This is a genomic window from Pseudonocardia sp. GCM10023141 (genome assembly GCF_042653605.1).
Genome location: NZ_JBHSIR010000068.1, coordinates 102,447 through 125,620, shown reverse-complemented (window position 1 = coordinate 125,620; position 23,174 = coordinate 102,447). Strand labels below are relative to the sequence as shown.

General features: G+C 72.7%; 19 protein-coding genes. 11 read left to right on the top strand and 8 right to left on the bottom strand.

What is annotated here, in order from left to right; genetic code table 11:
- Positions 1-212: 212 nt before the first annotated feature.
- The 5 genes from ACFPFQ_RS39965 to ACFPFQ_RS39945 are packed head-to-tail and all read left to right on the top strand — an operon-like array spanning position 213 to position 5,087.
- Positions 213-1,082: an ABC transporter permease subunit gene (locus ACFPFQ_RS39965; RefSeq protein WP_379628458.1), complete on the top strand. Its 870-nt coding sequence runs from the start codon at positions 213-215 to the stop codon at positions 1,080-1,082.
- Positions 1,079-1,879: an ABC transporter ATP-binding protein gene (locus ACFPFQ_RS39960; protein WP_379628457.1), complete on the top strand. Its 801-nt coding sequence runs from the start codon at positions 1,079-1,081 to the stop codon at positions 1,877-1,879. The genes ACFPFQ_RS39965 and ACFPFQ_RS39960 overlap by 4 nt, the downstream gene beginning before the upstream one ends.
- Positions 1,876-2,631, top strand: a complete 756-nt coding sequence (locus ACFPFQ_RS39955; RefSeq protein WP_379628456.1) for an ABC transporter permease — start codon at positions 1,876-1,878, stop codon at positions 2,629-2,631. The genes ACFPFQ_RS39960 and ACFPFQ_RS39955 overlap by 4 nt, the downstream gene beginning before the upstream one ends.
- Positions 2,632-2,651: 20 nt before the next feature.
- Entirely contained in the window at positions 2,652-3,815 is a 1,164-nt protein-coding gene (locus ACFPFQ_RS39950; protein WP_379628455.1) for an ABC transporter substrate-binding protein, read from the top strand.
- Positions 3,816-3,869: 54 nt separating this feature from the next.
- Positions 3,870-5,087, top strand: a complete 1,218-nt coding sequence (locus ACFPFQ_RS39945) for a M20 metallopeptidase family protein (RefSeq protein WP_379628454.1) — start codon at positions 3,870-3,872, stop codon at positions 5,085-5,087.
- Position 5,088: 1 nt separating this feature from the next.
- On the opposite strand, the gene ACFPFQ_RS39940 is transcribed toward ACFPFQ_RS39945, so the two are convergent.
- Positions 5,089-6,222 (bottom strand): GNAT family N-acetyltransferase, encoded by a 1,134-nt coding sequence (locus ACFPFQ_RS39940; RefSeq protein ID WP_379628453.1) that lies wholly within the window; start codon positions 6,220-6,222, stop codon positions 5,089-5,091.
- A 140-nt stretch (positions 6,223-6,362) separates the two neighbouring features.
- On the opposite strand from ACFPFQ_RS39940, the gene ACFPFQ_RS39935 reads away from it, so the two are divergent.
- The 3 genes from ACFPFQ_RS39935 (at position 6,363) to ACFPFQ_RS39925 (ending at position 10,340) form a co-directional block, all read left to right on the top strand.
- Positions 6,363-7,910 (top strand): UDP-N-acetylglucosamine 1-carboxyvinyltransferase, encoded by a 1,548-nt coding sequence (locus tag ACFPFQ_RS39935; protein ID WP_379628452.1) that lies wholly within the window; start codon positions 6,363-6,365, stop codon positions 7,908-7,910.
- A gap of 500 nt (positions 7,911-8,410) precedes the next feature.
- The gene (locus ACFPFQ_RS39930) at positions 8,411-9,199 is read left to right on the top strand and encodes a crotonase/enoyl-CoA hydratase family protein (protein ID WP_379628451.1); all 789 of its coding nucleotides are present in this window, start codon (positions 8,411-8,413) and stop codon (positions 9,197-9,199) included.
- A 4-nt stretch (positions 9,200-9,203) separates the two neighbouring features.
- The gene (locus tag ACFPFQ_RS39925; protein WP_379628450.1) at positions 9,204-10,340 is read left to right on the top strand and encodes an aminotransferase class V-fold PLP-dependent enzyme; all 1,137 of its coding nucleotides are present in this window, start codon (positions 9,204-9,206) and stop codon (positions 10,338-10,340) included.
- On the opposite strand, the gene ACFPFQ_RS39920 is transcribed toward ACFPFQ_RS39925, so the two are convergent.
- On the bottom strand, positions 10,318-10,800 hold the full coding sequence (locus tag ACFPFQ_RS39920) for a DUF309 domain-containing protein (RefSeq protein ID WP_379628449.1): 483 nt from the start codon (positions 10,798-10,800) through the stop codon (positions 10,318-10,320). The genes ACFPFQ_RS39925 and ACFPFQ_RS39920 overlap by 23 nt on opposite strands.
- Positions 10,801-10,846: 46 nt before the next feature.
- On the opposite strand from ACFPFQ_RS39920, the gene ACFPFQ_RS39915 reads away from it, so the two are divergent.
- Entirely contained in the window at positions 10,847-11,992 is a 1,146-nt protein-coding gene (locus tag ACFPFQ_RS39915; RefSeq protein WP_379628448.1) for a dipeptidase, read from the top strand.
- An 81-nt stretch (positions 11,993-12,073) separates the two neighbouring features.
- On the opposite strand, the gene ACFPFQ_RS39910 is transcribed toward ACFPFQ_RS39915, so the two are convergent.
- From ACFPFQ_RS39910 to ACFPFQ_RS39900, 3 genes are read right to left on the bottom strand one after another with little or no spacing between them, the layout of a single operon-like run.
- Positions 12,074-13,645 (bottom strand): amidohydrolase, encoded by a 1,572-nt coding sequence (locus tag ACFPFQ_RS39910; RefSeq protein WP_379628447.1) that lies wholly within the window; start codon positions 13,643-13,645, stop codon positions 12,074-12,076.
- Positions 13,642-14,997 (bottom strand): aspartate aminotransferase family protein, encoded by a 1,356-nt coding sequence (locus ACFPFQ_RS39905; protein ID WP_379628446.1) that lies wholly within the window; start codon positions 14,995-14,997, stop codon positions 13,642-13,644. The genes ACFPFQ_RS39910 and ACFPFQ_RS39905 overlap by 4 nt, the downstream gene beginning before the upstream one ends.
- A gap of 5 nt (positions 14,998-15,002) precedes the next feature.
- Complete coding sequence (locus ACFPFQ_RS39900) at positions 15,003-16,493, bottom strand: CoA-acylating methylmalonate-semialdehyde dehydrogenase (RefSeq protein WP_379628445.1); 1,491 nt, start codon at positions 16,491-16,493, stop codon at positions 15,003-15,005.
- Between the two features lie 60 nt (positions 16,494-16,553).
- Here ACFPFQ_RS39900 and ACFPFQ_RS39895 point away from each other — a divergent pair, with 60 nt between their 5' ends.
- A complete protein-coding gene (locus ACFPFQ_RS39895; RefSeq protein WP_379628444.1) occupies positions 16,554-17,897 on the top strand; it encodes a PLP-dependent aminotransferase family protein in 1,344 nt (447 codons plus the stop codon).
- 307 nt (positions 17,898-18,204) lie between these two features.
- On the opposite strand, the gene tsaD is transcribed toward ACFPFQ_RS39895, so the two are convergent.
- The 3 genes from tsaD to ACFPFQ_RS39880 all read right to left on the bottom strand — a co-directional run bounded on the left by tsaD (position 18,205) and on the right by ACFPFQ_RS39880 (position 21,375).
- Entirely contained in the window at positions 18,205-19,236 is a 1,032-nt protein-coding gene (gene tsaD, locus ACFPFQ_RS39890) for a tRNA (adenosine(37)-N6)-threonylcarbamoyltransferase complex transferase subunit TsaD (RefSeq protein WP_379628443.1), read from the bottom strand.
- Positions 19,237-19,243: 7 nt separating this feature from the next.
- Positions 19,244-20,563, bottom strand: a complete 1,320-nt coding sequence (locus ACFPFQ_RS39885) for a phytoene desaturase family protein (RefSeq protein ID WP_379628442.1) — start codon at positions 20,561-20,563, stop codon at positions 19,244-19,246.
- Positions 20,564-20,751: 188 nt separating this feature from the next.
- A complete protein-coding gene (locus tag ACFPFQ_RS39880; protein WP_379628441.1) occupies positions 20,752-21,375 on the bottom strand; it encodes a TetR/AcrR family transcriptional regulator in 624 nt (207 codons plus the stop codon).
- Positions 21,376-21,465: 90 nt separating this feature from the next.
- Here ACFPFQ_RS39880 and ACFPFQ_RS39875 point away from each other — a divergent pair, with 90 nt between their 5' ends.
- The gene (locus ACFPFQ_RS39875; protein WP_379628440.1) at positions 21,466-23,157 is read left to right on the top strand and encodes an AMP-binding protein; all 1,692 of its coding nucleotides are present in this window, start codon (positions 21,466-21,468) and stop codon (positions 23,155-23,157) included.
- Positions 23,158-23,174 lie beyond the last annotated feature (17 nt).

Below are 23,174 nucleotides of genomic sequence, written 5' to 3'. Positions count from 1 at the left end.
GATCGCGCTGCGTTGATATCTCGTTACGCCCTGCCATTGCGAATTGGTCGGATTCGGCGCCGCGCGTGTCTTTGGCTGTGCCAGGTCGGTGACGCTGAGCCGCGGGGAGAGCGGGATGGCGTTCTCGCTATTGCGCTGATACCCGCCGGTAACGCTACGGTCATCTCCCGCTTGCAAGATCCGCCTTTCACCCGAGGAGAGGGGCCCGACGCATGGTGCGCAGATCGCGGACGGTGCTCACCGCTGTCGCGGCGTTCGTGCTGCTCATCGTGCTGTGGGAGCTCGCCAAGCTCGTCCTGCCCGCTGCGGGCGTCACGGTCGGTGACGTGCGGTTGCTCCCGCGCACCGACGACGCCGCGATGCCGCACGTCTGGACGGTGCTCTCGCGCCTGGGCGACCCGGAGGTCGCCGGTGCCGCCGACACCCGGTCCGTCGGGGCCGCGGTGGCATCCGCCGCGCTGTTCACGCTCGGTCTCTCGCTGGGCGGGCTGGTGCTCGGCGGCGTGCTCGGGGTGCTGCTGGCCCTGCTCATGCAGCGCTTCGGCCTGCTGGAACGGGCCGCGCTGCCCTACGTCGTCGCGTCGCAGACGGTGCCGCTGATCGCGATCGCGCCGCTCGTAGCCGGCTGGGGCGGCAAGATCGTGATCGCCGGCTGGGCCTGGCAGCCGTGGGCCAGCGTCATGGTGATCGCCTCTTACCTGGCGTTCTTCCCGGTGGCAGTCGGCATGCTGCGCGGGCTGACCTCACCGCTCAAGGCCGACGTCGAGCTGTTCCGCACGCTGGCCGCCGGCTGGTGGACCACGCTGCTGCGCCTGCGGCTGCCGGCCGCGGTGCCGCACCTGCTGCCCGCCGCCCGGCTGGCCGCGGCCGCCGCCGTGGTGGGCGCCATCGTCGCGGAGATCTCGACGGGCACCCGCGGCGGCATCGGGCGGCTGATCATCGAGTACGCCCAGCAGGCCACCGGCGATCCGTCGAAGCTGTACACCGCGATTCTGGGCGCCGCCGTGCTCGGGCTGGTGGCCGCCGCCGCGGTCGGCCTGCTCGACGTCGGGCTGCGTCGTTACCGGGGGAGTGTCCGATGAGCACCAGCACCGCGGCCGCGGTGGAGCTGGCCGGGGTCGAGAAGACCTTCGGCGACGTCCACGCCCTGTCCGGTATCGATCTCACGATCGGCGCGGGCGAGTTCGTCAGCATGATCGGGCCGTCGGGCTGCGGGAAGTCGACGCTGCTGCGCGTCGTGGCCGACCTGGAGCAGCCCACCGCGGGCACCGTCGCGATCGGCGGCAAGTCGCCGCACCAGGCCCGGCTCGACCAGGACTACGGCATCGCCTTCCAGCAGGCGGGCCTGCTGGAGTGGCGCACTGTCGCGGAGAACGTCGAGCTCCCGCTGCACGTGCACGGCGTCGACAAGGTGCAGCGCCGGGCGCGCGCCGCGGAGCTGCTGGAGCTCGTCGGCCTGGCCGACTTCGCCGCCTCCCGGCCGAGCCAGCTCTCCGGTGGCATGCAGCAGCGCGTCGCGATCGCCCGCGCGCTCGCGCCGAGCCCCCGGCTGCTGCTGATGGACGAGCCGTTCGGCGCCCTCGACGAGATGACGCGCGAGCGGATGCAGGCCGAGCTGCTGCGCATCGCCCGCGAGACCGGCGCCGCCGTGCTGTTCGTGACGCACTCGATCCCGGAGGCCGTGGTGCTCGCCGACCGCGTGGTGATCATGTCGCCACGCCCGGGGCGGATCACGGAGATCGTGGCGGGCCGCCGTCCCGGTGCCGCGGCCGCCGCGGATCTGGACCCCGACGAGGTCGACGACGTGCGCGAGTCCGGCGCGTTCTTCGCCGCCATCACCGCGGTGCGCGAGGCCCTGCGCAAGGGGCACGAGCTGTGACCGCCCGGCTGCGTGCGATCGGTCCGCCGGTCGTGTTCGGGATCGCGCTGCTCGTGGTCTGGGAGGCCGTCGTCGGGCTCGCCGGCGTGCCCGCGTTCCTGCTGCCGGCGCCCAGCGCGATCGGCGCCCAGATCGGCGCGCAGTTCCCGGTGCTGCTCAGCACCACGGCCGTGACCGGCGGTAACGCGCTGGTCGGGCTCGTCGCGGGGTTCCTGCTCGGCGTGCTGCTGGCGCTGCTCGCGGCGGCGTCGCGACTGGTGCAGGAGCTCGCGACGCCCGTGGTGCTGGCCGCCAGCGCCGTGCCGATCGTCGCGCTCGCACCCGTGTTCACCACCATGTTCGGCTCCGCCACCGAGATCCCGCGGCGCCTGGTCGTGACCGTGGTCGTCGTCGTGCCGGTCTTCGTCTCGACGGCGCGCGGGCTGCGACAGGTCCTGCCCGTGCACGCCGAGCTGATGTCGGCGCTGGCCGCGTCGCCGTGGCAGTTCGCCCGGTTCGTCCGGCTGCCGGGTGCGGTGCCGTTCATCATGACGGGGCTGCGGCTCGCCGCACCCGCGGCCGTGATCGCCGCGATCGTCGCGGAGTACTTCGGGGGACTGCAGAACGGCCTCGGCAGCCGCATCACCGCTGCCGCGGCCAACACCGCCTACGCCCGTGCGTGGGCCTTCGTCGCCGCCTCGATCGCACTGGGGCTGGTGTTCTACCTGGTCGGGCTGCTCGCCGAGCGGCTGGCCACCCGCGGTCGCACATGAAAATCCCCCGGAGGTACCCCATGAGTCGATCTCCACGCCGCCTGCGTGTCCTCGCGATCGCGGCCGCCGTCACGGCCGCACTCGCCACGGCCTGCTCGACGAACCCCAGCGGCACCACCGCGCCCGGGGACGCCACCGGTGCCGCCGGCGCGACCACGAAGGTGACGCTGCAGCTGCAGTGGTTCACCCAGGGCCAGTTCGCCGGCTACATCGCGGCCCGCGACCAGGGCTTCTACAAGGAGCAGGGCCTCGACGTCACGATCAAGGAGGGCGGCGTCGACATCGTGCCGCAGACAGTGCTGGCGCAGGGCCAGGCCGACTACGCGATCGCGTGGGTGCCCAAGGCGCTCGCCTCCCGCGAGCAGGGCGCGGGCATCACCGACGTCGCGCAGGTCTTCCAGCGCTCCGGCACCTACCAGGTGTCGTTCGCGAACAAGAACATCACCAAGCCGGCCGATCTGGCCGGCAAGAAGGTCGGCAACTGGGGCTTCGGCAACGAGTTCGAGCTGTTCGCGGGCATGACGGCGGCCGGGATCAAGCCGTCGACCGGGGTGACGCTCGTGCAGCAGCAGTTCGACATGCAGGCGCTGCTCTCCGGTGACATCGACGCCGCGCAGGCCATGGCCTACAACGAGTACGCGCAGGTGCTCGAGGCCAAGAACCCGGCCACCGGCCAGCTCTACAAGCCGTCGGACTTCAACATCATCGACTGGAACACCGCCGGTACGGCGATGCTGCAGGACGCGATCTGGGCCAACACCCAGAAGCTGTCCGACCCCGCCTACCAGGACACGACGGTGAAGTTCATCGCCGCGTCGCTCAAGGGCTGGGCCTACTGTCGCGACAACGCCTCGGCCTGCCGTGACCTCGTCGTCAAGGCCGGGTCGAAGCTCGGCGCGAGCCACCAGCTCTGGCAGGTCAACGAGGTGAACAAGCTGATCTGGCCGTCACCTGCCGCGGGTGCCGGCACGATCGACCCGGCGCTGTGGGCGCAGACGGTCAAGGTCGCCCGCACCGCCGTCAACGCCGACGGCCAGACGGTGATCACCAAGGATCCCGACGCCACGGCCTACACCAACGACTACGTGACGAAGGCGATCGCGCTGCTCAAGGGCCAGAACGTCGACGTCGTCGGAGCGGGCTTCAAGCCCATCGACGTCACCCTCACCGCGGGCGGCAACTGACCCGCCCGAGGCGCATGCTGGGGAGCCCCGCCCGCCGACCCAGGGAGTTCCCGCATGACCAGCGGTATCGTCGACGACGCCGGCAGCCTGCACCCCGAGCTGGTGCAGCTGCGGCGTCGCCTGCACGCCGAGCCCGAGCTCGGGCTGCAGCTGCCCCGCACCCAGGAGAAGGTGCTGCACGCGCTCGACGGGCTGCCGCTGGAGATCGCGACCGGTACCGGGCTGACGTCGGTGACGGCCGTCCTGCGGGGCGGCCGTCCCGGCGCGACGGTGCTGCTGCGCGGCGACATGGACGCGCTACCGCTGGCCGAGCGCAGCGGCCTCGACTACGCGTCGCAGACGGGCGACACGATGCACGCCTGCGGCCACGACCTGCACACGTCGATGCTCGTCGGCGCCGCCCAGCTGCTGGCCGCCCGCCGGGAGCAGCTGGCGGGGCAGGTCGTGTTCATGTTCCAGCCCGGCGAGGAGGGTTTCGACGGCGCCGCGGCGATGCTGGCCGAAGGGGTCCTGGACGCGGCGGGACCGCGCGTCGACCATGCCTACGGGTTGCACGTGATGTCGGCCGGGATGCCGCCGGGGGTGTTCGTGACGCGGCGGGGGCCGATCCTCGCCGCCGCGGACACGGTCCGGGTCGTGGTGCGCGGCGCGGGTGGGCACGGTTCCATGCCGCACCGGGCGAAGGACCCGATCGCCGCGGCGGCGGAGATGGTCACGGCGCTGCAGACCTACGTCACGCGCCGGTTCGACGTCTTCGACCCCGTCGTCGTCACCGTCGGGACGTTCCACGCCGGCACGCAGTTCAACATCATCCCCGACGAGGCGGTGTTCGAGGCGACGGTCCGGTCGTTCTCCCGGGAGTCCCACGCGGCGGTCCGGGACGGGTTCGTGCAGGTCTGCCAGGGTGTCGGGGCAGCGCACGGCGTCGCGGTCGACGTCGAGTACACCGACCTGTACCCGGTCACGGTCAACGACGCCGCGGAGGCGGAGTTCGCCGTCGACGTCGTCACCGAGGTGCTCGGCGAGCAGCGTGTCGCGTGGGCGGCCAACCCGATCCCGGCCTCGGAGGACTTCTCCCGCGTGCTCGACGAGGTGCCCGGCGCGTTCCTCGCGCTCGGAGCCGTCCCCGCCGACCTCGACTGGGGCCGAGCCGCCAACAACCACTCGCCGCTGGCCCTGTTCGACGACGCCGTGCTCGGTGACGGCGCCGCGGTGCTCGCGGAGCTGGCGAGCCACAAGCTGGCGGCGCTCGCGAGCCGGTGCGCAGGGTGACTCAGTGGTCGACGGCGAGCAGCTCGTACCAGGCGCCGTCGTCGAGCTCCATGTCGTCGCCCAGCCCGATCAGGCCCTCCATACGGGTGTGCGCGTAGAGCGTGAACCCATTGGCCTCGGCCACCCGCCTGCTCGCCGTGTTGGTCCACGACGCGCCGACCACCACCCGGCTGCGACCGAGCCCGGCCTTCTCGACGGGCGTGAACGCGTGGTCGAGCACGAGCTGGACGGCCGTGCTGACCACGCCGCGGCCGCGCGCCTGCGGGTGCGCCCAGTAGCCGATCTCGGCGCCGGTCGGGTTGAACGGGCCGTCGAGCCGGAAGATGCCGACGTTGGCCAGCAGCAGGTCGTCGGCCGGGTCGACGACGGCCCAGCTCACCTTCTTGCCGAGTGAGCCCTCCAGCTCGTTGGTGCGGATGAACGCGCGCGCCGACTCCTCGGTGTAGGGGTGCGGGATCAGCGTGAGCCAGCGGCGTGTCCGCTCGTCGGAGCACGCCTCGACGATGCGCGGGACGTCGGCGTCGGTGAAGGGACGCAGCCGCACCCGTTCGTTCTCCAGCACCGGCACCGGCCACCAGGTGGTGCGCGGGATCGACGTGTCGTCGTCGGGCCGCAGCGTGGCGAACCAGCCGTCGTGCAGCGTGCCGCGCTGCGGCTGGCTCAGCGGCACGGCGCCCTGGTAGGTGAACCCGCAGGCGTGCGCGACCCGCCAGGACGCGAAGTTGCCGGCGTGGGCCGACCAGTGCACGACCGGCAGGCCGAGCGCGTCGAAGGCCCAGGCGGTGACGAGCCGGACGGCCCGCTGCATGAGTCCCCGGCCACGGGCCCATGGGGCGAGCGCGTAGCCGAGGTCGGGAGCGCCGTCGAGGCGCAGGTCGATGTTGCCCGCGAACCGCGGGGTCGAGCCGTCGGCCGCCTCGATGGCCCAGCGGTGCGCGGTGGCGTCCCTCGGGCGCTCGCCGGCGGAGAGCTCGACCCAGTCGAGGGCATGGGACCGCTCGTAGGGCGTCGGGACGGTGGTCCACCGGACGGTCTCGGGATCGGTGCCCATCGCGATCATGTCGTCGACGTCGTGGGGGGTGTGGGTGCGCAGCGTCACGACGCCGTCGGTGAGGACCGGGGTGGAGAGGGCCATGAGGCATGATCTCGGGTGCTGTGGCCTGCGGTCGAGAGGGATTTCGTGCGACACCACGGAGCGGGTGGAAGAAGCTTCCCGAGCTGAACCATCGGTGTCCACGGCCAGTGTGACGTCACACGTGAGATAGCGTTCCCGTCATGGCTGACGGAACGGAACTGCTGACCGGGTCGCTGCGCCGCATCGGGGGACTGGTCCGCGACGCCCGCAAGCACCACCGCTGGACGCAGTCGCAGCTGGCCGACGCCGTCGGCACCAGCCAGAGCGCGATCAACCGGATCGAGCAGGGCAACCAGAACCTGAGCATGGAGCTGCTGACGCGGATCAGCACGGCACTGGACTCCGAGATCGTCTCGCTCGGACGGTCGGGCCCCATGCACCTGCGGGTGGTGGGCGGCTCGCGGCTCGCGGGCACCGTCACCGTCAAGACGAGCAAGAACGCGGGCGTGGCGCTGCTGTGCGCGTCGCTGCTCAACGCCGGGCGCACGGTGCTGCGCAAGGTGGCGCGCATCGAGGAGGTCAACCGCATCCTCGAGGTCCTGCACAGCATCGGCGTGCGCACCCGCTGGCTCAACGCCGACAACGACCTGGAGATCATCACGCCGGCCCGGCTGGACCTGGCGTCGATGGACGTCGAGGCCGCCCGGCGCACCCGCAGCATCATCATGTTCCTCGGCCCGCTGCTGCACTCCGAGGACACGTTCGAGCTGCCCTACGCCGGCGGCTGCGCGCTCGGCACCCGCACGGTGGAGCCCCACCTGAGCGCGCTGCGACCGTTCGGGCTCGAGGTGAAGGCCGCCGACGGGCGCTACCACGTGCACGTGGACCGGTCGGTGCGCCCCACGCGGCCGATCGTGCTGACCGAGCGCGGCGACACCGTCACCGAGAACGCCCTGCTCGCGGCCGCGCGCTGCGCGGGCGTCACGGTGATCCGCAACGCCAGCCCGAACTACATGGTGCAGGACCTGTGCTTCTTCCTCGTCGAGCTGGGCGTGCGGATCGACGGCATCGGCACCACCACGCTGTCCGTGCACGGTGTGCCCGACCTGCACCGCTCCGTGGACTACGCGCCGTCGGAGGACCCGATCGAGGCGATGAGCCTGCTCACCGCCGCCATCGTCACCGGGTCGGAGATCACCATCGAGCGCTGCCCGATCGAGTTCCTGGAGATCGAGCTCGCCCTGCTCGAGGAGATGGGACTCGACCACGACCGCACCCCGGAGTACCCGGCCGTCAACGGGCGCACGCGGCTGGTGGACCTGACGGTGCGGCCCAGCGCGCTGCGGGCGCCGCGCGACAAGATCCACCCGATGCCGTTCCCCGGGCTGAACATCGACAACCTGCCGTTCTTCGCGCTCATCGCGGCGACGGCGGCCGGTTCCACGCTGATCCACGACTGGGTCTACGAGAACCGCGCGCTGTACCTGACCGAGCTCACGAAACTGGGCGCGAGCGTCACGTTGATGGACCCGCACCGCGTCTACGTGCAGGGCCCGACGCACTGGTCGGGTGCCGAGGTCATCTGCCCGCCCGCGCTGCGCCCCGCCGTGGTGGTGCTGCTGGCGATGCTCGCGGCGAAGGGAACGTCCGTGCTGCGCAACGTCTACGTGATCGACCGCGGCTACGAGCAGCTCGCGCAGCGGCTCAACCTGCTCGGCGCCCGGATCGAGACGTTCCGGGACCTGTAGGGCTCGGTGCCGCGACGGCCGGCCCGACAGTTCGCGCGGAGGTTGCAGGAAAGCCACTTTCCCGCAACGTGGTTGCGGGAAAGTGGCTTTCCTGCCATCGGCGCGTGCGGTGGCGCCCTATGGCCGCAGAGAGCGCCGGACCCCGAGCGGCCGCGAACCGCACACCACCGCCCCGACTGGGGCCCTGCCGTGCGGCTCGGTGCTCAAGATCCGCGCGAGCCGCACCACAACGCCCCCGGCAGGGCTGTGGCGTGCGGCTCGACCGGAGAATCCGCGCCGCACCCCTACCCGAGCCGTCACGGGCCTGCCGAGCCGCGCACGCCGGAGGGCACGAACCCTTCCTGCTGATCTGGCCGCCCGGCGAGGGCGCCGTAGAACCGGGGCATGCTCCGCAACCGCAGCCGACAGCCCGGATTCTCATTGCTCATGGCGGCCGCAGGCCATGACGGACTCTCTGCAACGGCGTTCGGCACGTTCCGCAGGCTCCCTAGGCTGGGGCAATGACCACCTCCGCCGTCCGGGTCGAGCGGGCCGGGCCCGTCACCACCGTCCTGCTGTCGCGCCCGGCGCGGCGCAACGCCGTCGACGGGGCCACCGCCGCGGCACTTGCCGACGCCTTCCGCGCCTTCGACGCCGATGACGCGGCGGCCGTCGCCGTGCTGCACGGTGCGGGCGGGGTGTTCTGTGCGGGAGCCGACCTGACGGCCGTCGGCACCGAGCGCGGCAACCGGGTCGCGCCCGACGGCGACGGGCCGATGGGCCCCACCCGCATGCGGCTGTCCAAGCCGGTGATCGCCGCGATCGAGGGCCCGGCCGTGGCAGGCGGGCTGGAGCTCGCGCTGTGGTGCGACCTGCGCGTGGCCGGTGACACGGCGGTGTTCGGGGTGTTCTGTAGGCGTTGGGGCGTCCCCTTGATCGACGGCGGCACGGTCCGGCTGCCGCGGCTGATCGGTGCGAGCCGGGCGATGGACCTCATCCTGACCGGGCGGGCCGTCGATGCGGCCGAGGCGCTCGCGATCGGGCTGGCCAACCGCGTCGTCCCGGCCGGGGAGGCGCTGGCCGCGGCGCAGGCGCTCGCCACCGACCTCGCCGCGCTGCCGCAGACCTGCCTGCGCCAGGACCGGCTCGCGGTGCTGGAGCAGGAGGGGCTGGACGAGACCGCGGCGCTGGCGGCCGAGTACGAGCACGGGCTGGTGTCGCTGGGCGCCGACGCGCTGGCCGGGGCGGCGCGGTTCGCGGCAGGGGCAGGGCGCCACGGCGCGGCCGAGACGCCCGCCGTGGAGGCCTGACCCGATGGACATCCGCGAGGTGCGCCGCCTCTTCCCGGCCACGACCGGGCGGGCCTACTTCAACACCGCGGCGGTGGGGCTGGCGAGCGTTCGGGTCGCCGACGCCTACCGGAGCGCGATCGCGGACTGGGAGGCGTCCGGGTTCGACTTCCGGATCGGGGAGCAGGCGGCCGACGACGCCCGCTCGGCCGTCGCCCGGCTGATCGGGGCCGCGGCGGCGGACGTCGCGCTGATCCCGTCGGTATCGGCGGCCGCCGGCCTCGTCGCGGCCCAGTTCGACACCGCCGAACCGGGCGCGAACGTCGTGATCGGCGAGCGTGAGTACAGCTCCAACCACTTCCCGTGGCGGCAGCTGGCCGGGAAGGGCTACGACGTCCGGCAGGTCCCGTTCCGCGGCGGCGGCCTCGACGCGGGTGACGTCGGCGCGCACATCGACGCGGGCACCCGGCTGGTGGCGTTCAGCGCCGTCCAGACGGCCACCGGGCACCGCTGCGACATCGCCGCGATCGGCCGGTCGGCCCGCGCGGTGGGCGCGCTGGTGTTCGTCGACGGGTCGCAGCTGGTCGGCGCACTGCCCGTGGCACCGGAGCTGGAACACGTCGACGTGCTGGTGGTGCCGGACCACAAGTTCCTGCTCAACGCGGGACGGGGCATGGGTTATTGCTACCTGTCCGCGACGGCGCAGGAGCGGTTCACGCCGATCAACGCGGGCTGGAAGGCGGGTGCGGTGCCGCTGGACAGCTTCTTCGGCCCCGAGATGGCGCTGTCGAGCACGGCGTCGCGGTTCGACAACTCGATCAGCTGGTTCGCGGCGATCGGCAACCGCGCGGCGCTGAGCCTCTTCGACGAGCTCGGCGCGGCCGCCGCCTACGCGCGCAACCGCGACCTCGCCGCCCTGCTCCGCACCGCGCTCGACGATGCCGGCTGGCATCCCGTCGAGCTGCCCGCGTCGCAGCGCAGCACGATCGTGAGCGTCCCGCTGGGCCGACACGAACCGGCGGCACTGCTCGGGGAGCTGGCCGAGCGGGGGATCGTGGCCGCGGCCCGCGACGGCAACCTGCGGCTCGCCGTGCACGTCTACAACCACGAGGACGACATCGAGCGGCTGCGCACCGCGCTCAGGGGCGTAGCCGCACCCTGAGGTCCGCCGCATCGAGCGTGCCGCCGTCCGCGATCCGCGCCACGAGCGCGTCGGCGGCGTTCGCGACCGCCACCCCGTCCACGCCCGCCGGGTAGTCACCCGCCCAGCGGCGCAGCCCGTCGGCGGCGCGCTCCAGGAGCGAGACGGCGCCGCGCGCGTTGCCGCGCTGGGCGTGGGTCAGGCCGACGGCGAGCTGCGCCAGCGCCCGCCAGCACGGCTTGTCGTACTCGGGCGCGGCCTTCCAGGCACCCTCCAGCACCTCGTGCGCGGAGAACGGCAGATCGGTGTCGAGCAGGCGCTGGGCCTCGGTGACCGACTCGTCGGCGGTGAGCACGAGATCGTCCGGAACCCGCTCGAGCCCGCTCGCGGCGCCGCGGGGAAGTGGACGGCCCGCGGCGTCGCGGGGGCGGGCGTTGCGGGCCCGGCCGGCTGGATCGCGGTCGCGCGGGGGAGACGCCATGGCATCCACCGTGCCACGGCCGGTGCCCGCGGGTGAGGATGGCAGGGTGGAAACCCTCACAGCACACGACCGGGCCGAAGCGTTGTTGGCGGCCAACCCGCTGGTCGACGGCCACAACGACCTGCCATGGGCGCTGCGCAAGCTGGCCGGCCCCGACCCCAGCGCGGCCGTCGGCGGCGCCGACCTCACCCACGACGTGCCCGGGCTGCACACCGACATCCCGCGGCTGCGCCAGGGACACGTCGGCGCGCAGTTCTGGTCGGTCTACGTGCCGAGCACCCTGTCTCCCGTCGACGCCGTGACGTCGGTGTTCGAGCAGGTGGAGCTCGTGCACCAGCTCACGGAGCGCTACCCAGACGACCTCGGCCTCGCGCTCACCGCCGACGCCGCGGAGGCGGCGTTCGCCGCAGGCAAGGTCGCGTCGCTGCTCGGGGCGGAGGGCGGGCACAGCATCGGCAACTCGCTGGGCACGCTGCGCGCGCTACGGCGCCTCGGCGTCCGCTACATGACGTTGACGCACAACGACAACACCGACTGGGCCGATTCCGCCACCGACGAGCCCGTGCACGGCGGCCTCACCGACTTCGGGCGCGACGTGGTGCGCGAGATGAACCGCATCGGCATGCTCGTCGACCTCTCGCACGTGGCGCCGTCGACGATGCGGGACGCGCTGGCCACCACCAGCGCGCCGGTGATGTTCACGCACTCGTCGAGCCGCGCCGTCACCGACCACCCGCGCAACGTGCCCGACGACGTCCTCGCCGCGCTGCCGGCCAACGGCGGCGTCTGCATGGTGACGTTCGTGCCGTACTTCGTCTCCGCGGCGGTGCAGGGCTGGGCGTCGCAGGTGCAGGACGCGATCACCGCATCGGGTCGGGACGGCAAGGACGGCGGGGTCCGTGACGAGTTCCTCGCCACCTGGGACGGACCACCCCGCCCGGAGGCCACCCTCGACGACGTGATCGCGCACGTCGAGCACGTGCGCGAGGTGGCGGGCATCGACCACATCGGCATCGGTGGCGACTACGACGGCGTCGACCGGCTCCCGGTGGGTCTGCAGGACGTCTCGCGCTACCCGGTGCTCTTCACCGCGCTGCTGGAACGGGGCTGGAGCGAGCAGGACTGCATCAAGCTGGCCGGGCGCAACGCCCTGCGGGTGCTGCGGGCGTCGGACGACGTTGCGGCGGGGTAGCTCGGCGGGCCCTGCAACGGGTCACCGTGGGGCCGCATCGCCCGGCGCCCCTGCAACCCGGGCCGGACGTGGGGGAGGGCATCACCCCGCCGCCCACACCTGCTCCCCACCCACCCAGGTCGAGCGCACGCCGACCCCGGCGATCTCGTCGGGCGCGACCTCGGTCAGGTCGGCGTCGAGCACCACGAAGTCTGCCAGCATCCCCGGCGCCAGTGTCCCCTTGATCGCGGATTCGCCCGTGGCGTGCGCCGATCCCGCCGTGTAGACGCCCAGCGCCCGCTCCACGTCGAGCCGCTGGTGCTCGCCGACCACCAGACCGGCCGCGGTGCGCCGCGTCACGAGGCTCTGCAGCGCGATCAGCGGGTCGATGGGGACGATCGGGAAGTCCGACGACCCGCCGACCGTGACACCCGCGTCCAGCAGCGATCGGTGCGCGCACGCCATCCCGGCCCGCTCGGCTCCGTAGAAGCCCGTGACGGCCTCCCCGAACAGCGCGATGAACGGCCCGAACGGCACCGGCGTGACGCCGGTGGCCTTGATCCTCCCGATCAGCGACTCGTCGACGATGCTGCAGTGCTCGATCCGGTGGTTGGGGCGCCCGGCCCGCGCAGGGAGTGACTCCAGCGCGTCGAGCACCTTCGCGATCGCGAGGTCCCCGTTGGCGTGCACCGCCACGCGGATCCCGGCGGCGTCGATGTCGCGGACCCTCGCGGTGAAGTCGGCGTCCGAGAGCACCTGCAGGCCGTTGTCGCCGCCGGTGGCGCTGGCATAGGGGTGCCGGCACAGGCAGGTGCCGCCGGAGAACGCGCCGTCGAGCATCATCTTGACGCCGGCCAGCTGCAGCCGCGCCGCGTCCGGTTGCTCGGCGGGCCACGTCGCCGCGTCGTAGTAGGTGTGCCACAGCAGCGCGCTCACCCGCGGTGTCAGCACGCCCGCATCACGCGCCGCGGTGAACATCCGCAGCTCCAGCGGCGTGACGATCGCGTCGCAGTAGGACGTGATGCCCACCGCGTGCAGCTCGGCGTTGATCTCCCGGAGGGCCCGGACCTGGTCATCGGTCGTGCCGGCCGCCGCGATCGAGGAGTGCCCGAGCCCGGGCAGCCACGGATCCAGCCAGGCCCGCTCCAGCAGCCAGCCGTTGAGGCGCCCGTCGGCGTCGACGCGCAGCTCGCCGCCGGGCGGGGCGTCGGCGGGTGTCCGGTAGCCGAGCAGCTCCAGCGCGCGGCTGTTCACCACCGCGCGGTGGAACGTGTACTGCACCACGACGATCGGGTGGGCGGTGGAGATCGAGTCGAGCAGGTCCCGGTCGACGCCGGGCAGCCGGCTCTCGTTGATCGGCTGGCCGACCACCCACTCCCCGGCCGGTGTCGCCGCCGCCTCGGCGCCGAGCACCGCCCGGACATCGTCGAGCGTCGTCGCGCCGGTCAGGTCGGCCCGCACCCTGGCCAGCGCGGCCTGCGACGGGTGGCAGTGCGCGTCGTTGAACCCGGGGACGAGCAGCGCGCCGTCGAGATCCACCTGCTCCGCCCCGGCGAACCGGGAACGCAGCTCAGCACGTGATCCGGACGCCACCACCCGGTCCCCGTCGACGGCGAGCGCCTCCGGTGCGGTGCCGTCCAGGGGCAGGATCCGCGGACCCGTCACGATCTTCATGGGGCGCAGTATCGGTCAGCCCCCTCCAGCGCCGCATCCAGAACGGCGACTCCCTCGCGGATCTCGTCGGCGGTGGTGGTGCAGGGCGGCACCACGTGCAGCCGGTTGAAGTGCACGAACGGCCAGAGGCCGCGCTCCTTGCACGCCGCCACGACGCCCGCCATCGGCGCCGCTGCCGGACCGCTCGCGTTGAACGGCACCAGCGGCTCGCGGGTCTCCCGGTTGCGCACCAGCTCGATCGCCCACATCGCGCCGAGCCCGCGCACCTCACCGATCGACGGGTGTCGCTCCTGCAGCGCCCGCAGCTCCGGTCCGATCACCTCGGCACCGAGGCGTCGGGCCCGGCCAGGGATGTCCTCGTCGTGGAACACCTGCATCGAGGCCACCGCGGACGCGCAGGCCAGCGGGTGCCCGGAGTAGGTGAGCCCGCCGGGGAAGGGCCGGTCGGCGAAGGTGGCAGCGATCGCCGCGGAGATCACGACGCCACCGAGCGGGACGTAGCCGGAGTTGACGCCCTTGGCGAAGGTGATCAGGTCGGGGGTGACGCCCCAGCGGTCCACCGCGAACCACTCTCCGCAGCGGCCGAATCCGGACATCACCTCGTCGGCGATGAGCACGATCCCGAACTCGTCGCACAGCGCCCGGACCCCGGCGAGGTAACCGGGGGGCGGGACGAGCACGCCGTTGGTGCCGACGACGGTCTCCAGGATGATCGCGGCCACCGTGTGCGGCCCCTCGACCTCGAGGGTGCTGCGCAGGTGCGCGAGGGCTCGCTCGCCCTCCTGCTGCTCGTCGACGGCGTGGAACGCCGAGCGGTAGGGGTAGGGGCCCCAGTACCTGACGATGCCGGGCAGCCCGGGCTCCGACGCCCAGCGGCGCGGGTCGCCGGTGAGCGCGATCGCCCCGGCCGTGGCGCCGTGGTAGCTGCGGTAGGCGGCGAGCACCTTGTGGCGCCCGGTGTGCAGCCGCGCCATGCGCACGGCGTTCTCGTTGGCCTCGGCGCCGCCGTTGGTGAAGAACACCTTGTCGAGATCGCCGGGGGCCACCTCGGCGATCATGCGCGCCGCGGTGGAGCGGGCGTCGTTGGCGAAGCCGGGCGCCACCGTGCAGAGCTTGGCGGCCTGCTCGGCGATCGCCGCGACGAGCCGCGGGTGCTGGTAGCCGATGTTGACGTTGACCAGCTGCGAGGAGAAGTCGAGGTAGCGCTTGCCGTTCTCGTCCCAGAAGTAGGAGCCGTCGGCGCGCTCGATCGGCATCGGGTCGATCTGCGCCTGCGCCGACCAGGAGTGGAAGACGTGGGCGCGGTCGTCGCGGCGGGTGGTGCTGACGGGGGCGTCCTGCAGTGCCGTCATCGCTCTCACCGCGTCCGGGGGAAGCCGAGGTCGACGCTCGAGGTGGCCGGGTCGGGCCAGCGCGAGGTGACGACCTTGCCGCGGGTGTAGAAGTTGACGCCCTCCGGCCCGTACATGTGCGTGTCGCCGAACAGCGAGTCCTTCCAGCCGCCGAAGGAGTAGTAGGCCACCGGCACCGGGATCGGGACGTTGATGCCGACCATGCCGACCTCGACGTCGAACTGGAACTGGCGGGCGACGCCGCCGTCGCGGGTGAAGATCGCGGTGCCGTTCGCGTACGGGTTGGAGTTGATCAGCTCCAGCCCCTCCTCGTAGGTGTCGACGCGCACGACCGACAGCACCGGGCCGAAGATCTCGTCGGTGTAGACGGTCATGTCCTTGGCGACGTTGTCGAGCAGCGTGGTGCCCAGGAAGAAGCCGTCGGACGGGACGTCGGTCTCGCGGCCGTCCACCACCACGGTGGCGCCCGCGTCGGCGCCGGCGTCGATGTAGCCCTTGACCTTGTCGCGGTGCTCCCGGGTGATCAGCGGCCCCATGTCGGTGCCGGTGGCCGCGCCGTCGCCGATGACGAGCTTGGGCAGGCGCGCGGCGATGGCGTCCACGAGCACGTCACCGATCTCGCCGACCGCGACGGCCACCGACAGCGCCATGCAGCGCTCGCCAGCGGCGCCGTACGCGGCGGACACGACGGCGTCGGCTGCCATGTCGACGTCGGCGTCGGGCAGGACCAGAGCGTGGTTCTTGGCACCGCCCAGCGCCTGCACGCGCTTGCCGTGCGCGGTGCCGGTCTCGTAGATGTAGCGGGCGATCGGGGTGGAGCCGACGAAGCTGACCGCGGCGATGCCGGGGTGCTCCAGTATCGCGTCGACGGCTTCCTTGTCGCCCTGGACCACGCTGAACACGCCGTCGGGCAGCCCGGCTTCCTTCCAGAGCTGCGCGAGGAACAGCGCCGCCGACGGGTCCTTCTCGCTGGGCTTGAGGATGAACGCGTTGCCGCAGGCGATGGCGTTGGCGCACATCCACAGCGGCACCATGGCCGGGAAGTTGAACGGCGTGATGCCGGCGACCACGCCGAGCGGCTGGCGGATGTTGTAGACGTCGACGCCGCTGGCGGCCTGCTCGGAGTAGCCGCCCTTGAGCAGTTGCGGCACGCCGGCGGCGAACTCGACGTTCTCGAGGCCGCGGGCGATCTCACCGGCGGCGTCGGCGAGGACCTTGCCGTGTTCGGCGGTGATGATCGCGGCGAGCTCGTCGGTGCGCTGGTGGATCAGCTCGCGCAGCGCGAACAGCACCGCGGCACGCTTCGAGAGCGAGGCGTGGCGCCACTCGCGGGCGGCCGCCGTGGCGCTGGCGACAGCGGCGTCGACCTCCTCGGTGCTGGCGAGGTCGACATCGCCGGTCTGCGCGCCGGTGGCGGGGTTGAAGACCGGTGACCGGCGGCCCGACGTGCCGGGGGTCTCACGGCCGTCGATCCAGTGCGGGATGCGCGTCGTCATGACCGGAACGTTACGTGCCAGGTTGATGCGGAACAATATGTCGATTGCTATGTTACAAAGGTGAACCTGTTGTCGGAGATCGAGCAGCGGCTGGACAGCCCCACCGCGCGGGACCTGGCCAACGCCGTGGGCCGGGCCATCCGCGACGGCGTGCTGCCGCCGGGCACGCGGCTGCCACCGATCCGGGAGGTCGCGCGCGAGCTCGCGCTCTCGCCCACCACCGTGAGTGCCGGCTGGGCGCTGCTCACGCGCTCGGGCACGATCCGCACCAACGGGCGGCACGGCACCACCGTCGCCGACACCGCTGCGTCCGGTGGCCGCTACCGCACCGCGCTGCAGCAGCAGGCCGACTTCAGCCTCGACCTGTCCACCGGCGTCCCCGACTCGGCGCTGCTGCCCGCGCTCGGCCCGGCGCTCGCCCGGCTGACGTCGGCCGGGATCCCGGGCAACTACCTCGACGACCCGGTGCTGCCGCAGCTGCGCGAGGTGCTGCTGGCCGACTGGCCCTACCCGGCCCCGGAGCTGATGGTCGTCGACGGGGCGATGGACGCGCTCGACCTGCTGGCCCGGTCGGTGCTGCGCTTCGGCGACCGCGTGGCCGTCGAGCACCCGAGCTTCCCGCCGCTCGTCGACCTGCTCGAAGCGGTGGGCGTGCAGCTCGTGCCGCTGCCGATGGACGCCGACGGGGTGGTGCCGGCGGCGCTGGCGGACGCGTTGTCGGCGCCGCTGACGGCGGTGGTGCTACAGCCGCGGGCGCAGAACCCGACCGGGATCTCCACCACCCCGGCGCGGATCGCCGAGCTGGCGGCGCTGCTGGGAGCCACGTCCACGCTGATCGTCGAGGACGACTCGGCCGGACCCACGTCGGTCTCGCCGCCGGTGAGCCTCGGCCGGGTGCTGCCGGAGCAGACCGTGCACATCCGCAGCTTCTCCAAGTCGCACGGTCCCGACCTGCGGCTCGCCGCGATGAGCGGCCCGCACGAGGTGCTCGGGCCACTGGTCGCACGGCGGCAGCAGGGGCAGGGCTGGAGCAGCAGGCTGCTGCAGCGGATCCTGCACAGCCTGCTCACCGACGCCACCGCGATCGCGACGGTCGCGGCGGCCCGCGACGAGTACGCGCGCCGCCGCGCCGCCGTCGTCGACGCGCTCGCGGGGGTCGGGGTGCCGGTGGGTGGCACCGACGGCATCAACATCTGGGTGCCGGTGCACGACGAGTCGGCTGCGGTGGTGCGGCTGGCGAGCCAGGGGATCGGGGTGACGCCCGGTGCGCCCTTCGCGCTGCTGCCCAGCCCGCAGGACCACATCCGCGTCACGGTGGGGCTGCTGGCCGATCACCACGGGGAGGTGGCGGCGCAGCTGGCGGCCGCGGCCAACACGGGGGCGTGGCGGGCGGGGGCGCGATAGCTCTGGCACGGCGCCGGTGGCCGAGTACCCGATGGCTCATGATCCAACCGGAACCTGTGTGGGTTGATCACCCTCCCGGCGCGCGCCCTGCCCTCGCGTCGCAGGAAGGCCACCTTGTCGCAAGATTCTTGCGGGAAGGCCACCTTCCTGCAATGGGGCCAGCGCGGGGGCGTTTGGTGCGCCTCCAGTGCGTCCCCGCTGGTAGGCCACCCTCGCGCGGCGATGGCAGGAAAGCCACTTTCCCGCAATCTCGTTGCAGGAAAGTGGCTTTCCTGCAACCAGCGCCGGGCCGGGGTGGGTGCGGGGATCAGCGCGGCGGGATCAGCGCGCCGGTCAGCACGGCACCCGGCTCCACCGCGCTCGCCAGTCCCGTGGGCTTGACGTCGGCCCGCACCAGCAGATCGCCCAGTGCCGCGATCATCGCGCCGTTGTCGGTGCAGAGCCGGATCGGTGGCACCCGCAACGTGATGCCCGCGGCCGTGCACGCCTCCTGCATGCCGGCGCGCAACGCGCGGTTGGCCGCGACGCCACCCACCATCAGCAGCGTGTCGGCTCCCTCGGCGCGGCAGGCGCGCAGCGCCTTGGTGACGAGCACGTCCACCACCGCCTGCTGGAACGACGCCGCGACATCGGCGACCGCGATCGGCCCGGTGGCGGCCTCGACGTGGCGCGCGACCCCCGTCTTGAGCCCGGAGAACGAGAACCCGAAGGGAGCGTCGCGCGGCCCGGTCATCGGGCGCGGGAACGCGATGGCCGCGGGGTCGCCGTCGAGCGCGGCCTGGCTGATCGCCGGGCCACCGGGGTAGGCGAGACCCAGCAGCCGGGCGACCTTGTCGAACGCCTCGCCGGCGGCGTCGTCGACGGTGTCGCCCAGGTGCACCACCGGGTCGCGCGCCAGATCGCGCAGCGCGAGCAGCGAGGTGTGGCCACCGGAGACGATCAGCGCGACGCAGCGCTCGGGCAGCGGCCCGTGGTCGAGCACGTCGACCGCGGCGTGCCCGGCGAGGTGGTGCACGCCGTAGAGCGGGACGTCGAGCGCGGTGGCGTAGGCCTTGGCCGCAGCGAGCCCGACCTGGACGGCCGTGGAGAGCCCCGGACCCGCAGTGACGGCGACCGCGTCGATGTCCTTGAGCCTGATCCCGGCGCGGTCGACGGCCTGGCGGACCATCGGCACCAGCGCGCTCACGTGGGCGCGCGCCGCGACCTCCGGCACGACCCCGCCGAAGCGGGCGTGCTCGTCGGCACTGGACGCCAGCGCATCACCGAGCAACACCCCGTCGCTGACCAGGCCGGCGCCCGTCTCGTCGCAGGAGGTCTCGATGCCCAGAACAACGCTCACCGGTCCATTATCGGCTTCCGGTTCCCGCGGGCGTCGCCGCGGTGCTTGCCACGATCTGCGCCACCACCAGCTTCGCCGTCTCCGCGCAGGCCGTGGTGCCGCCGTTGGCGTACTCCTTCACCCCGTCACCGACGTTCCAGAGGTTCGGCAGCGGCGTGGTGTGGGGCATGTCGTAGCCGGCGACGGCGCGCTGCGGGGGCCAGCCGTCGCGCAGGACGGCGGTGGACAGCACCCGGGCCTCGTCGAACCCGGGCAGTTGTTTGCGCAGGTCGGCGGTGAGCAGCGCGATCTCGGCGGTCTCGTCGAAGTCGCCGACGGCGGGCTCGGGCACCGACCCGGCCACGTAGAGGTTCCAGCCGGGAGGAGCCATCTCCGGGCAGGTGTCGGTGAAGTTCGCGACGTAGCAGAGGCGTTCCGTGGCGGAGAACAGCAGCAGGCCGGGCACGTCGACGAGCCGCTGCGGGCTCGCGAAGTTCAGCGCGATCATGGAGCACGGGCGGTCCTTGGCGCTGATCAGATCGCGGTAGTCGGCGGGGAGGTGCTCGGCGCCGACGAGCCCGATCGTCGCGGCCGGGCCGACGTCGCTGACGGCCACCGAGCAGGTCACCGCGACGGTCTGCCCGTCGCGCAGCACGGTGGCGCCGGTGACGCGGCCGGCGGCGACCGTGAGCGACTCGACGCTGCTGGCGAGCCAGATCTCCCCGCCGCGGGCCGTGATCGTCGCGGCGAGGGACTCCCACAGCCCGATCGTGCCGTCCGGGCAGAACCCGAAGTGCTTGAACGCCGACTTGCGGGTGAAGTAGGTGAGGAACACCCGCGCGGGCAGCTCCTCCGAGCCGACGGCGAACACCGACGCGCACATGTTGCGGAACACGCCCTGCACCGCGGCGTTCTTGGTGTACTTCCGGACCCAGTCGGCGGTGGACAGCTCGCTGCCGGGCAGCGCGTCGTCGTCCTTGCGGGCGGCGCCGATGCCGGTGAGCAGCTTCGCGCCGTGGCGGGTCAGGTTCGACAGCAGCATGCCCCAGCCGCCGCGCGTGACGTCGAGGTCCTTCGAACCGACGCGGTAGAGCACCGGGACCGCGGGCGTGCGGACGTCGAACTCGGCTCCGACCTCGGCGAACGTCTCCTCGGTGATGCCGCCGACCTCGATGACGATGGCGCCGTCGTTGACGAGGAACCCGTCGATCTCCGTGGTGGAGGCGCGGCCCCCGACCTTCCCGAGCCGCTCGACGACGAGCACCCGGTAGCCGGCGTGGGCGAGCCGGGCGGCGGTGAAGAGGCCACCGGCACCGGCGCCGACCACCAGCACGTCGCAGTCATTCATTTAATCGAGAGTAAATTAAGCGGCCGGGACCGTCAACCATCGCCCGTCCAGCGCTGATTTCGCCATCCTGGCACGCCGATTTCGCGGTTCGAGCACGCCGTGTGCGCGATCTCGGCACGGCGTGGCTCGGCGGAGCGTGCCGGATCGGCGAAATCAGCGTGCCGGATGTGCGAAATCGGCGGCTCGGATCAGGGGCGCAGGGAGTGCAGCACCATCGACTGCGCCGTGCCGATGACGTCGTCGAGGGAGCCGCGTTCCGGGTCCCACCACTCCGCCGCCCAGTTCAGGGCGCCGAGCACCATCATCCGCGCGACGGCCGGGTCGACGTCCGCGCGCAGCTGCCCGGCGGCCTCCAGGTCGGCCACCAGCGCGCGCCAGACGTCGTTGTAGGCCGCCACCTCCGCGAGCGCGCGCCTGCTGACGGGCTCGGGGAGCTGGTTGGCGTTGCGGATGATCGCCGTGGAGTAGTCGGAGATCTCCAGCTCGTGGCGCAGGTGGGCCTCGACGGCCACCGAGATCCGGACGGCGGGTGGGGTGCCGGCCGGCAGCGCGTCGAGCGCCTCGGCGAGATGGGTGCGCATCGCGGCCGCCCCGACGAACATGACCTCCTCGATGAGGTCCTCGCGCGACGGGTAGTAGTAGTAGATCGCCGGGGCCTGGACGTGCGCCTCGTCGGCGATGTCGGACAGGCGGGTGCCGGCGAACCCCTTGCGGCTCAGCACCTTCGCCGCCGCGTCCAGCAGCCGGCTGCGGGTGCGCGCGGACTTCGACGCCGTCTCGGCGTCGGTCGGTTCGGGGGTCCTGCGGGGCACGTGGTGATCGTATGGGCTGCCCCCGCCTCTTGCCGCCGCGCCCGTCCGGTCACTAATCTATTCTCGATTAAACAACCGGGAGAGGTGCCGATGACCGCCACCATCGACGAGCGGCGCGCCGCCCTCCAGCAGCGGCACCCGGTCTGGGAGCCCACCACGCTGGACGGGTTCCTCGACCGCTGCGCCGCCGAGTTCCCCGACCGGCCCCTCGTGATCACCGACGACCGGACCATCAGCTACGCCGAGACCGCGGCTTGGTCGCGGCGCCTCGCCGATGGGCTGGTGGCGCTCGGTATCCGCCCGGGCGACCGGGTGGGCCTGCTGATGGCGAACTTCCTCGAGTTCGCGCCGCTGAAGTTCGCCATCGCGCGCGCCGGAGCCGTCGCCATCCCGTTCAACTTCCTCTACCGCGAGGAGGAGCTGGCCTACGTCCTGCGCCAGTCGCGCTGCACGGCGCTGATCACGATGACGGGCTTCGCGGGGCTGGACTACCCGGCGATGCTCGATGCCGTCGCCACCGGCTGGGACACCGGCACCCAGCTCGCCCTGCCCGACCTGCGCTCGGTCGTGCAGCTGTCCACCGACGGCCGCACCCGGGCCGGCGTCCTGACGGTCGACGACCTCGCCGCGCTCGGCGACGACCACGCCGGCGCGTCGGACGCTGCGCGCGCGCAGCCCCACGACCTCGGCGACATCCTCTACACCTCGGGCACCACCGGCACGCCCAAGGGCGTGCTGGTCACCCACGACGCGGTGCAGCGCACCGGCTACGCGTCGGCGCTCACCAGGGCGTTCGAGGACGGCCGCCGCATCCTGTTCTCGCTGCCCTGCTACCACATGTTCGGCTACGTCGAAGGGCTGATGGCGACGATGTTCGTGGGCGGCGCGATCCTCCCGCGCACGGCGTTCTCGCCCGCCGACTACTTCGCCGGGATCGAACGCCACCGCGCCACCGAGATCCTCTGCGTCCCGACGATGACGGTGGCGCTGCTGGAACACCCCGACCGCCGCACGCGCGACCTGTCGTCGGTGTTCGCGATCCTGTCCGGCGCCGCGCCCGCGCCCGTCTGGCTGTGGGAGAAGGTGCAGGCCGAGCTCGGCATCACCGAGATCACCACCGGCTACGGGATGACCGAGTGCGGTGGGGCGATGACCATGTCGCTGCCGGAGGACCCCCTGGAGCGGCACTCGGCCACCGTCGGGCGGGTCAAGCTGGCCGGCGTCGCGGGGCTGGCGGACGGGGACCTGTGCCGCTACCGCACCGTCGATCCGATGACGGGCGACCCGCTGCCCGACGGCGCCGAGGGCGAGCTCGTCTCGTCCGGACCCACCCACATGCTGGGGTTCTGGGACAAGCCCGCGGAGACGGCCGCGGCACTGCGGGACGGCTGGGTGCACTCGGGCGATCTCGGCCGGGTCCGCGGTGACGACTACCTGCAGCTCACCGGCCGCAGCAAGGAGCTCTACAAGAGCGGCGGCGAGCTGGTGATGCCCAAGGAGATCGAGGAGCTGCTCACCCAGCACCCGGGGGTCAGCCAGGCCTACGCCGTCGGCGTGCCCGACGACCGCTGGGGCGAGGTCGGGTGCGCCTGGGTCGTGGCCGAGCCCGGCGCGACGATCGACGTCGACGAACTGCTCGCGCTGTGCCGGGACAAGCTCGCGCGCTTCAAGGTGCCCAAGCACGTGCTCGTCACCACGGCCGAGGAGCTGCCCACCACCCCGACGGGCAAGGTCCAGAAGTTCCGGCTGGCCCAACGAGCGGCCCAGCAACTCGCCCACTGACCCGTCGAGAACGACGT

Excerpts from the sequence above, each read along its gene's own strand:
- ACFPFQ_RS39940 (WP_379628453.1), bottom strand. The coding sequence starts at position 6,222 with ATGGCCCTCTCCACCCCGGTCCTCACCGACGGCGTCGTGACGCTGCGC.
- ACFPFQ_RS39885 (WP_379628442.1), bottom strand. The coding sequence starts at position 20,563 with ATGAATGACTGCGACGTGCTGGTGGTCGGCGCCGGTGCCGGTGGCCTC.
- ACFPFQ_RS39920 (WP_379628449.1), bottom strand. The coding sequence starts at position 10,800 with ATGGCGTCTCCCCCGCGCGACCGCGATCCAGCCGGCCGGGCCCGCAAC.
- ACFPFQ_RS39900 (WP_379628445.1), bottom strand. The coding sequence starts at position 16,493 with ATGACGACGCGCATCCCGCACTGGATCGACGGCCGTGAGACCCCCGGC.
- ACFPFQ_RS39965 (WP_379628458.1), top strand. The coding sequence starts at position 213 with ATGGTGCGCAGATCGCGGACGGTGCTCACCGCTGTCGCGGCGTTCGTG.
- ACFPFQ_RS39935 (WP_379628452.1), top strand. The coding sequence starts at position 6,363 with ATGGCTGACGGAACGGAACTGCTGACCGGGTCGCTGCGCCGCATCGGG.
- ACFPFQ_RS39925 (WP_379628450.1), top strand. The coding sequence starts at position 9,204 with ATGGACATCCGCGAGGTGCGCCGCCTCTTCCCGGCCACGACCGGGCGG.
- ACFPFQ_RS39960 (WP_379628457.1), top strand. The coding sequence starts at position 1,079 with ATGAGCACCAGCACCGCGGCCGCGGTGGAGCTGGCCGGGGTCGAGAAG.
- ACFPFQ_RS39910 (WP_379628447.1), bottom strand. The coding sequence starts at position 13,645 with ATGAAGATCGTGACGGGTCCGCGGATCCTGCCCCTGGACGGCACCGCA.
- ACFPFQ_RS39950 (WP_379628455.1), top strand. The coding sequence starts at position 2,652 with ATGAGTCGATCTCCACGCCGCCTGCGTGTCCTCGCGATCGCGGCCGCC.
- ACFPFQ_RS39905 (WP_379628446.1), bottom strand. The coding sequence starts at position 14,997 with ATGACGGCACTGCAGGACGCCCCCGTCAGCACCACCCGCCGCGACGAC.
- ACFPFQ_RS39875 (WP_379628440.1), top strand. The coding sequence starts at position 21,466 with ATGACCGCCACCATCGACGAGCGGCGCGCCGCCCTCCAGCAGCGGCAC.
- ACFPFQ_RS39930 (WP_379628451.1), top strand. The coding sequence starts at position 8,411 with ATGACCACCTCCGCCGTCCGGGTCGAGCGGGCCGGGCCCGTCACCACC.
- ACFPFQ_RS39945 (WP_379628454.1), top strand. The coding sequence starts at position 3,870 with ATGACCAGCGGTATCGTCGACGACGCCGGCAGCCTGCACCCCGAGCTG.